The following is a 9,959-nucleotide window of genomic DNA, read 5'->3' as shown; positions in this document are numbered from 1 at the left end:
GATGCGGTCGCGGTCCCGCTGGAAGGCTGAGCGCGTGGGCGCAGCCGGTTCAGGATGGCGGCGACCGCGGGAACCGGCCGCATCAGAGGCGTAAGGGGCCAGCTGGTTCATGATTTATGCATCAAATTGGTCTTCAGCCCCCGTCCACACTGGACAGTTAGCTATTATTTCTATAGCAATCGACCTGCCGTCAATCGCAGCTGGCATCAATCACTTCACGCACCAGAGCGTCCGGCGCGCCGCGCACCGCTGCGCTGCCCGGTGCGGCTATCACCACGAATTTGATTTCGCCCGCCTCGGCTTTTTTGTCCACGCGCATCAGTTCCAGATAACGCCCGGCGCTGTCAGTCGGCGACAGCCGTGGTCCGGTGACGGGCAGCCCGGCGCGCTGGATCAGCGTACGCAGGCGCTCAACAAAAGCGGAGTCGACCAACCCCAGGCGCTGCGACAAGCGCGCCGCCATCACCATGCCGCAGCCCACGCCCTCACCGTGCAACCACTGGCCGTAGCCAAGGCCGGACTCGATGGCATGGCCAAAGGTGTGGCCAAAGTTGAGGATGGCGCGCAGACCGGTTTCACGCTCGTCCTGCCCCACCACCTCCGCCTTGATTTCACAGCTGCGGCGGATTGCGTGTGCCAGGGCGGCCGGCTCGCGCGCCAGCAGGGCCTCCATGTTGTTTTCGATCCAGCCGTAAAAGTCCATGTCGGCAATCGGTCCGTACTTGATGATTTCGGCGAGGCCCGCGCTCAGCTCGCGCGGCGGCAGGCTTTGCAGTACATCAAGGTCGCAGATCACGCGCTCGGGCTGGTAAAACGCACCCACCATGTTTTTGCCCAAGGGGTGGTTGATGGCGGTCTTGCCACCGACGGACGAGTCCACCTGCGCCAGCAGCGTGGTCGGCACCTGCACAAACGGCACACCGCGCATGTAGCAGGCTGCGGCAAACCCGGTCATGTCCCCGACGACGCCGCCGCCAAGCGCGAACAGCACGGTCTTGCGGTCGCTGGCGTTTTCCAGAAGCGCGTCAAAAATCAGCTGCAGCGTGGGCCAGTCCTTGTGGACCTCCCCATCGGGTAAAACCACCTGCAAGACGCGCTTGTAGTGCGGCTGCAGCGCCCGGCGTAGCGCTCCGACATATAGCGGCGCCACCACGGTATTCGACACCACCAATGCAGTAGTAGCAGCCGGCAGATCCTGGTAGGTGGCCGGATCACCCAGTAACCCGGTACCTATGCTGATGGGGTAGCTGCGATCGCCCAGGTCAATCCGTACCTGTTGCGCCGCCGGAGAAAAAGTTGCATCCATGGTCCAAGTGTAGAGGCTTGGCTTCGGGCTTCGACCGCCCGGGAAGCTGCGCCTTATTGCCTGGTAGCCGTCACCAGTCCCAGGGTTTCAAGCTGGCTCGCGATCTGGTGAACCAGCGCCGGCACCGAGGGACGCCCAGTCTCGACCACCAGACGCGCGCTTTCGCGGTACAGCGGGTCGCGCACGGCATACAGCTCGCGCAGCCTTTCCAGCGGATCAGCGACCTGGAGAAGCGGGCGGTTGCGGTCGTGGCGCAGCCGGCGAAAGACCTCCTCTGGCAGGGAGTGCAGGTAAATCGCATGGCTGCGCTGCTGCAGATGCTCCCGGTTGGCAGGCCTGAGCACAGCTCCGCCGCCGGTGGACAACACGCAGGGTTCACCTGCGGTCAACTGGCCAATCACGGCCTGCTCCAGATCGCGAAAAGGCTCCTCGCCTTCGCGTTCGAAAAATTCGCGGATGGACAGGCCAATCCGTTGTTCGATGACCTGATCGGAGTCCAGAAAGGGCCAGCCCAAGCGCCGCGCAAGTTGTCGCCCGACCGTTGACTTGCCCGAGCCGGGAAGGCCGACGAGTGCAACATGGGCAGGAAAATTCACGGGGTTCACAGGGTCCCTGGCAGGGTGGGTCAGGCTATCTAGACCTGCGGCGCGGTGGTCTGAGGCATTGGCAAATGCCACCGCCGAAAAGCGGACCCAGGGCCCGCGTGAACGGGGCCGCTGGATTACCGCAGTGCAGCCCCGTTGCTGATCATCTTGGGCGAGATGAATACCAGCAACTCGGATTTATTGGCAGTGCGTGTCCTTTGTTTGAACAAATTACCTACCCCGGGAATATCACCCAGCAAGGGCACCTTGGTCACATCCTCGCGCTCGGTCTGTTCAAAGATGCCGCCTATCACCACCGTGCCGCCGTTTTCAACCAGCACCTGGGTCTGGATGTGTTTGGTATCGATTGCAAAACCATTGGCTGTGGAGCGCCCCACGCTGTCCTTGTTCACGTCCACATTCAGGATGATGTTGCCTTCAGGCGTGATCTGCGGCGTCACTTCAAGCTTCAGGTTGGCCTTGCGGAAGGCGATAGAGGTGGCGCCGCTGGACGTTGCCTGCTGGTAGGGCAACTCGGTGCCCTGCTCGATCAGCGCCTTGACCTGGTCTGCCGTCACGATACGCGGGCTGGACACAATCTTGCCCTTGCCGTCGGCCTCCATCGCAGAAATCTCCAGATTCAGCAGTCGGGTCAGGGACGAGTTGAAGAGCGAAACAGCGAAGGTTGCGGCGGCAAAACCGTTTTGACCCACGCCGGGGAGATTGATGAAATCACCCGCCGTTGTACCAATGTTTCCCAACGCCGAGCCTGGTGCCACTGCGGCGGTCGGTGTCGAATAAGTTGCACCAAATTGGGTATTCTGATTGCCGTTCAGGGTGAAAGGGCGTCCGCCCAGCCTCACGCCCAGCGACTTGCCAAAAGTATCCGAAGCTTCAACAATTCGCGCTTCGATCAGCACCTGACGCACCGGGATATCCAGCTTGGCAATCAGGCTTTGCACCTGCTCCAGCTTGGAAGGGATGTCGGTCACGAACAACTGGTTGGTCCGGGTCTCCGAGATCACGCTGCCACGGGCCGACAATATCTTGGTGGCGCCAGCCGCCCCGGTGCCCAGCAAACCTTTGGCAATCTCATCGGCCCTGGCGTAGTTCAGCTTGAAATCCTGGGTTCGAACCTGCTCCAGACTCTGGATTGCGTTGCGTGACTCGAGGTCCAGCTTGTCCTTGGCAGCAAGCTCATCCTTGGGCGCAATCAGCAGCACATTGCCCGTCTTGCGCATACCCAGACCGCGGGCCTGCAGGATGATGTCCAGCGCCTGGTCCCAGGGCACGTCCTTCAGGCGCAGTGTGACGGATCCCGTCACGCTATCGGAGGTGACAATGTTGAAGTTGGTGAAGTCCGCAATCACCTGCAGCAGGGAGCGCGTTTCAATGTTCTGGAAATTGAGCGACAGCTTCTCCCCGGTGTAGCCCGGCCCCTGGGATAGTTTGGATTCATCGATCTTTTGTTGCCGCACTTCCAGCACAAACTGGTTGTCGCTCTGGTAGGCGCTGTGTTCCCACTGGCCTTTGGGCTCCACCACCATACGGACTTTGTCACCGAACTGCGAGGTCGTCACGCTTTGAACCGGCGTGCCAAAGTCAGCCACATCCAGCCGGCGGCGCAGGCCTTCGGGCAAAGCGGTTTTCAGGAATTCCACCACGAGAGTCTGCCCCTGCTGCCGAATATCGACGCCGACCTGGTTGTTCGCGAGGTCAACCACAATGCGGCCTGATGCGTCGATGCCGCGTCGAAAATCGATATCTTTCAGTGGCAGGGTATCGCGGTTCCGGTTCTCGGCAAACACCGGTGCGGCGACCGCCGACGGAGCGGCGACGGCCACTGGCGCCAAGGTGATCAACAGGGATTTGCCCTGGATTTGTGTGCTGTAGGCCGTGGATGCCTTGAGATTGAGCACCACGCGCGTGCGCTCCCCTGCCTGCACCACATTGGCCGAGCGCAAGTTGCCAAGATTGAGATCTACTGCGGAGCGGCCCATGGAATTGGTGACTCCCGGAAAGTCAAGCGCGATGCGTGCCGGACTCTGAATCGTGAAGCCTGTGGGCACTGTCGTCAAGGCTTCGGACAGATCTATGCGAATCACCTCAGTACCACCCTGCACCGAACCCGTCACAGCTTCAATGGCATTGGGAGATTGCGCCCACAAGACCGTCGACATCGAGGCCGCCAGCATGGCCGCGCCGACCATCGCCGCGGCTGATGCCCGCGCCCATGCCGTCTGCAACACGCCGGTCCCGGTCGCACATGCATTCTTGTTCATTTTGATCCCTCTTGAAGCTGTATGTTCGCCACCCGCTCGGTCCACTCGCCCGCAGCGTCCTGCACGATCTCGCGCAAAGACAACTCGGTTTCCGAGATCTTGGTGATGCGGCCGTAGTTCTGACCCAGATAGTTGCCTACCCGCACTTGGTAGAGCAGGTTGTCCACCCTCACAAGGGCAACCGGCTGGCCCTGCCTGATCATGCTTCCCACCATGGCCACGGCGTCCAGAGGCATGGCTTCAAGCGGTTCCTTGCGGCGGTTCAGCTCTGGCGCGATCAGGCCGGCATTGGCCGTCGCCTGGTTGGAGTCCCGTTTGAGAGCCTGCAACAGTTTCTGGCTGCTGAAGGGCTCAATGGCGCCTTCCTGCGTGTAGGTCTGCGGCGTAAATTTGGTTGGCTCAGGCAAAGGCTGGATTTTCGGCCGGGTCTGGCTTCGTTGTTCGCTCATCCACTGCTGCAAATCCGCGTGCTCGGATGATCCGCAGGACGCCAGCCCGAAAATGGCGGTCATGACGAGAACCAGCGTAGCCTTTTGTCGAGTTCTGCCCGGCGTCATTTTGCTGCCCCTTTCGCAGCGGGTGCCGCCTTGCGCTGCGAAGCAATTTCGTCTGGGTCGAGGTAGCGGAAAGTCTTGGCGGTACTCTCCATGTTCATCATCCCGTCCTTGACCGGGGCGATCGCGATGTTGTTCAAGGTGACGATACGCGACAGGTTGGCGATGTCGGCTGCAAAGGCACCGATGTCGTGGTAGCGGCCTGTGACTTTGATCGCAATCGGCAACTCGGCGTAATAATCCTTGACGCTAACCTGCCCGGGCCGAAAAAGCTCAAACTGCAGGCTGCGGCCCAGGCCGGCCTGGTTGATGTCTGAGAGCAACGCATCCATCTCGGCCTTGCTGGGCAGTTGTTTTTCCAGCTGGGTAACATATTGCTGGACCTGCTCACGCTGTTTCTTCAGGGCCTCCAAGTTGACCGCCTGAGCCAGCTTTTTTGTGAAGTCCTCTCTCAGCTGGAGTTCCTTCGCCTGCTCCGCCTTCAGTTCCTCATCGGATGCACTGAGCCAGACAAACCACAGTGCCACCACCACAGCAACTGTGACAAACAGGCACAACAAATAACGCGGAACGGCTGGCCATGACGGGGGATCGTTCGGGTTTAGGCCGACGAATTGCGATTTCACGCCGTCCTGGATCGCAGCAAAATTGATGTTGACTTTAGCCATGTTCAGTGCCTGTCTGTTCGTGACCAGCCATCAGCCCTTGGCAGGCGTGGGTGCGGGCGTTGCAGGCTTGGCGGCTGCAGGGCCTGCTGGAGTTGCTGCCTTTTGCACATCAGTTGCGCGTTTGAGCGATACGCGCATCGAAAAGTTGGAAACACGGCGCTGGTCGCGCGGACTCAATGCGAGCACCTTGCCGGTAATTTCGATCAGTTCCGGCCGCGTCAGCCACGGACTGTTGTTGCTCAGATTGCGCAGCAGTTCGGAGACTCGCTCGTTGGACTGGGCCACACCGGTCAATAACACGGTCTGGTTCTCCTGCTTCATGGTGCTCAGGTAGACGCCATCAGGCAATTGCCGGACCAGCTCGTTCAGAAGGTAGACCGGCAGGTTGCGGTTGCCCTGCAGGTCCTCGACCGCGCCCTGACGTGCGCGCAAGGCAGCGATTTCCTGCTGCAAACCGGCGATTTCCTTGATCTGGTTGTCAAGACGGGTAATTTCCGACTTGAGGAAAGTGTTCTTCGCTTGTTGATCCGAAATTTGGGCCTGGTACCCGGAGTACACGGCTCCGCAGATCAGGCCGCCAGCCAGAGCCGCAATACCCAAGGCAACAAAAAAAGCCTCGCGCCTGCGTTTGCGCGCCGCTTCACGATGGGGAAGTAAATTGACCAGGATCACTGGAAAAACCTCCGCAAGGCCAAGCCGCAGGAAGTCAGGTAAGACGCAGCCTCACGCTTCATCTTGTTTTCCCGGATATGGGTACCCAGAGTCATTCCTTCGAAGGGATTAGCCACCATGCAGGCAAATGATGTTTGCTGAGTTACGGCGTCGGTCAACCCCGGAAGGGCAGAGGAGCCGCCGGCCAGCATCACATGATCGACCTTGTTGTGCGGCGTGCTGGTGAAAAAGAACTGGAGCGCCCGGCCGATTTCCTGCGCCATGCTGTCGACAAAGGGCTTGAGCACACTGGAGTTGTAATCGTCCGGCAGGTCGCCGCTGCGCTTTTTGCTCTCGGCTTCTTCCGGAGAAAAACCATACTGACGCACGATCAGCTGGGTCAGCTGGGCACCGCCAAACGCCTGATCGCGCTCATACAGGACTTCATCATTCCTGATGACCTGCATGCTGGTCGTGAGAGCGCCCACTTCGAACAGGGCGACCATGGTATCCAGCCCCTTGTTGGGCAGGTTTTCAATCAGACGCGCCGTTGCCAGGCGCGAGGCATAGGACTCGACATCCACCACCACTGGCTTCAGGCCCGCAGCCTCGGCCAGCCCCTGGCGGTCATTGACCTTCTCCTTGCGCGATGCCGCGATGAGCACCTCGACATCGCCCACCGAGCTGGCACTGGGGCCCACCACACAAAAGTCCAGGCTGACCTCGTCGAGAGAAAACGGAATGTACTGGTTGGCCTCGGCCTCAACCTGGATTTCGAGCTCTTGCTCGCTCATGCCGCCGGGCAAAATGATTTTTTTGGTGATGACCGCCGACGCTGGCAAGGCCATGGCCACATTTTTGGTCCGGGTGCCGCTTTTCTTGACGAGCCGGCGCACTGCCTCGGCGACCTCTTCGAACTTTTCCACATTGCCGTCAGTAATCCAGCCGCGCTCAAGAGGTTCGATGGCGCATCGGTCAAGCACGAGATTGCCGGCCTTGTCGCGGCTCAGTTCCACCAGCTTGACGCTTGACGAACTGATGTCCAGACCCAGCAGAGCTGACGATTGACGGTTGAATAAGGATCCCAAAGAGATCAAGACGGTCCCCAAATGACGGCTGACCTGCAGCCCCACAAACTTAAGAAATCACTTCAATGCTATCAGTAAGATCCTTGTACGACAAAGGATTTTTCTATTTTGGCTTACTATCACCGTTGTCAAAAGTTGACGCTTTTGGCGAGTTTTCATGGTTTGGCGAACAAGCGTCCTGGCGCCAAAAAATGCAAAATGTGAAATATCCGCTCCGCCCCCGGCTGTTCGCAGCGGGCAATTTTTACAATGCTGGCGCGCACTTACATTAGAAACCCATGCCTTCAAATTCCCCGTCCTCCGACACCGGCGCTTCGACCGGCCATCGACCGACCTGGCCACGCGCCCTGTTAAGGGCCGCAGCATGGACCCTGGGCGTGGTGATGGCCGGCGCGGTGTCCATCCTGGTGGTAGTGGCAATTGCCTTGGCAGTGGCCTACCCCAATTTGCCCGATGTGTCAGATTTGCTCGACTACCGGCCCAAGCTACCCTTGCGCGTCTATTCCTCTGACGGGGTACTGCTCGGTGAATTTGGCGAGGAACGCCGCAACCTGACGCCAATTGCCGACATCCCCAAGGTAATGACAGACGCGGTGCTCGCGATTGAAGATGCGCGCTTCTTCTCGCACGGTGGCGTCGACTACATCGGCGTCATCCGCGCCGGACTGGCCAACATGGGCCGCGCCAAGAGTCAGGGCGCCTCCACCATCACCATGCAGGTGGCGCGCAATGTCTACCTCTCCACGGAGAAAAGCTATACGCGCAAGATTTACGAGATGCTGCTGACCTTCAAGCTGGAACACCTTCTCAGCAAGAACCAGATCCTCGAGATCTACATGAACCAGATTTTCCTGGGGCAACGTGCTTATGGTTTCGCGGCTGCCTCGGAAGCCTATTTCGGCAAACCACTCAAGAATGTCAGCATCGCCGAAGCGGCCATGCTCGCTGGTCTGCCCAAGGCGCCATCTGCCTACAACCCCGTGAGCAACCCAAAACGCGCCAAGGCGCGCCAGCTCTACATCATTGAGCGCATGCAGGCTAACGGCTTTATCACCCAGGCCCAGGCGGAGGAAGCCAAGGCCGAGCAGCTCAAGGTCCGGTCCGGGCCGGACACAGGCCGGGTGCATGCCGAGTTTGTCGCCGAAACCGTTCGCCAACTGGTGTTCAACCAGTACGGTGACGAAACCTACACCCGCGGTCTCAATGTGTTCACCACACTGCGCGCTACCGACCAGACGGCCGCTTACAAGGCCTTGCGCAAGGGAATCATGGACTACGAGCGTCGGCAGATCTACCGCGGGCCCGAGAAATTCATTGAGCTGTCGAAAGATCCTCAGGAAACCGAAGACGCGATTGACGATGCCCTGGCAGACAATCCCGACAACGATGACGTGATGTCAGCCGTCGTGCTCGAAGCCGGGCCGAAAAAAATCGTCGCGATCCGCCAGAACAGCGAAACCATTGAAATCACCGGTGACGGCCTCAAACCCGCCCAGTCTGGCCTGTCTGACAAGGCGGCGCCGAATATCAGGATCCGCCGTGGCGCCCTGATCCGCGTGACGAAAACGCCAAAAAACACCTGGGAGATCACGCAGCTGCCCGAAGTAGAAGGCGCTTTTGTCGCCATCGATCCGCGCAACGGCGCGGTGCGGGCGCTGGTCGGCGGTTTTGACTTCGAAAAGAACAAGTTCAACCACGTTACGCAGGCCTGGCGACAGCCCGGCTCCAGCTTCAAACCCTTCATCTACTCGGCGGCGCTTGAAAAGGGCTTTACGCCGGCGACTGTGGTCAACGATGCACCCCTGTTTTTTGATGCAGGGGTCACTGGCGGTCAGCCCTGGGAGCCGAAAAACTACGACGGCACCTTTGACGGCCCGATGAGCCTGCGCCGTGGCCTTGCCAAATCCAAAAACATGATTTCCATCCGTGTTCTGCAGGCGGTAGGCGCCAAAAACGCCCAGGAGTGGGTGACTCGTTTTGGTTTTGACGGCGAAAAACACCCCGCCTACCTGACCATGGCGCTGGGTGCCGGTTCAGTGACGCCGCTGCAGATGGCCATCGGTTATTCGGTGTTCGCCAATGGCGGCTACCGCATTAACCCCTATCTGATCACCAAAATCACCGACCAGAAGGGCCGCACGGTGATCGAATCGCCCCCCCCCGGTCTGGACGAGTCGGTGCGCGGCATCGAAGCCCGCAATGCCTACATCATGTCCAGTCTGCTGCAGGAAGTGGCACGCAGCGGTACCGCTGCAAAGGCGCAAGCCACCTTGAAGCGGCCCGACCTGTACGGCAAGACCGGCACCACCAACGACTCTATCGACACCTGGTTTGTCGGTTACCAGCCGACGCTGACAGCCGCCGTCTGGATGGGTTACGACACCCCCAAAAAACTGGGCGATCGGGAAACGGGGGGGGGCCTGAGCCTGCCGGTCTGGATCAGCTTCATGGAGCATGCGCTCAAGGGAGTGCCGGTTACTGAATACACGCCGCCTGCAGGCGTCATCAACATGGGCGGGGAATGGTTTTATGAAGAATACGCCAAGGGCTCCGGCATCAGCAGTGTGGGTCTGGGTGACAGGCCTGCGCCCGGCGCCGGCGCCGACAACCCGATCCAGGGCCAGCCGATGCCGCCTGGCACTGTGATCCAGTCACCGCCGCCGAGTGATGAGCGAAATCGGATCCTGGATCTGTTCAAGAACTAAACGAGCCCCTACGTTCGCTCACTGTGTGTAGATCGTCGGGGGCGACGTCTTATCCCGGATATTTCACCAGTAGTCCGATGAGCACATGATTTGGGGCGCGCAGCGGCCGATGCGTGTCGTT

Annotated in this window: 8 protein-coding genes; 1 reads left to right on the top strand and 7 read right to left on the bottom strand. The window is 59.8% G+C overall.

Going from position 1 to position 9,959, the window contains the following annotated elements:
• Nucleotides 1-190 precede the first annotated feature (190 nt).
• The 7 genes from aroB to H0W47_RS17510 form a co-directional block, all read right to left on the bottom strand.
• The gene (gene aroB, locus H0W47_RS17540; RefSeq protein ID WP_296926726.1) at nucleotides 191-1,306 is read right to left on the bottom strand and encodes a 3-dehydroquinate synthase; all 1,116 of its coding nucleotides are present in this window, start codon (nucleotides 1,304-1,306) and stop codon (nucleotides 191-193) included.
• A 53-nt stretch (nucleotides 1,307-1,359) separates the two neighbouring features.
• Entirely contained in the window at nucleotides 1,360-1,902 is a 543-nt protein-coding gene (locus tag H0W47_RS17535; protein WP_296926724.1) for a shikimate kinase, read from the bottom strand.
• Nucleotides 1,903-2,027: 125 nt separating this feature from the next.
• The gene (pilQ, locus tag H0W47_RS17530) at nucleotides 2,028-4,085 is read right to left on the bottom strand and encodes a type IV pilus secretin PilQ (protein WP_296926728.1); all 2,058 of its coding nucleotides are present in this window, start codon (nucleotides 4,083-4,085) and stop codon (nucleotides 2,028-2,030) included.
• 83 nt (nucleotides 4,086-4,168) lie between these two features.
• On the bottom strand, nucleotides 4,169-4,684 hold the full coding sequence (locus H0W47_RS17525; protein WP_296926721.1) for a pilus assembly protein PilP: 516 nt from the start codon (nucleotides 4,682-4,684) through the stop codon (nucleotides 4,169-4,171).
• Nucleotides 4,685-4,725: 41 nt separating this feature from the next.
• Nucleotides 4,726-5,394, bottom strand: coding sequence for a type 4a pilus biogenesis protein PilO (locus tag H0W47_RS17520; protein ID WP_296926719.1), 669 nt, complete (start codon nucleotides 5,392-5,394; stop codon nucleotides 4,726-4,728).
• A gap of 30 nt (nucleotides 5,395-5,424) precedes the next feature.
• The gene (locus H0W47_RS17515; RefSeq protein ID WP_296926717.1) at nucleotides 5,425-6,066 is read right to left on the bottom strand and encodes a PilN domain-containing protein; all 642 of its coding nucleotides are present in this window, start codon (nucleotides 6,064-6,066) and stop codon (nucleotides 5,425-5,427) included.
• Nucleotides 6,063-7,142, bottom strand: a complete 1,080-nt coding sequence (locus tag H0W47_RS17510; RefSeq protein WP_296926715.1) for a pilus assembly protein PilM — start codon at nucleotides 7,140-7,142, stop codon at nucleotides 6,063-6,065. The genes H0W47_RS17515 and H0W47_RS17510 overlap by 4 nt, the downstream gene beginning before the upstream one ends.
• Before the next feature lie 269 nt (nucleotides 7,143-7,411).
• Here H0W47_RS17510 and H0W47_RS17505 point away from each other — a divergent pair, with 269 nt between their 5' ends.
• Entirely contained in the window at nucleotides 7,412-9,838 is a 2,427-nt protein-coding gene (locus H0W47_RS17505; protein ID WP_296926714.1) for a penicillin-binding protein 1A, read from the top strand.
• Nucleotides 9,839-9,959: the final 121 nt, after the last annotated feature.

Source organism: Polaromonas sp. (assembly GCF_013817205.1).
GTDB lineage: Bacteria > Pseudomonadota > Gammaproteobacteria > Burkholderiales > Burkholderiaceae_C > Polaromonas.
Note: the sequence above shows the minus strand (reverse complement) of the source record. Positions and strands in the feature narration are given on the sequence as shown.